Origin of the sequence: Methylobacterium frigidaeris, assembly GCF_022179185.1 — a bacterium.
Classification (GTDB): Bacteria; Pseudomonadota; Alphaproteobacteria; order Rhizobiales; family Beijerinckiaceae; genus Methylobacterium; species Methylobacterium frigidaeris.
Window position 1 is genome coordinate 1 of the sequence record NZ_BPQJ01000234.1, and the last position, 261, is coordinate 261.

The window sequence follows — 261 nt, forward strand, 5'->3', positions numbered from 1 at the left end:
TTAGCCTCCACATGCGTCATTGCTGCTGTCGTTTTACGATTCAAAATCGGGTTAAGGATCAGATAGCTCAGCGCGCCACCTAATACCGCGTTGACCGGAACAATTCCCGGTAACCAGTGGCCTGCAGCAATCCCCAAGGCGACCGCCAGAATCGCCACCCAATTGACACTCATCATACGCGTGGTCGCAAAGTGCTCATAGCGGCGACGGTTCATCAGATAGTCGGCGATGATCACGCCACCCACTGGAGGAATAGCTGCC

1 protein-coding gene is annotated in these 261 nt (G+C 54.8%); it reads right to left on the reverse strand.

Annotated elements, in window-relative coordinates; genetic code table 11:
* On the reverse strand, window positions 1–236 hold a 236-nt coding region (locus MFF64_RS36990), incomplete at its 3' end, for a cytosine permease (protein WP_238194020.1).
* Window positions 237–261 lie beyond the last annotated feature (25 nt).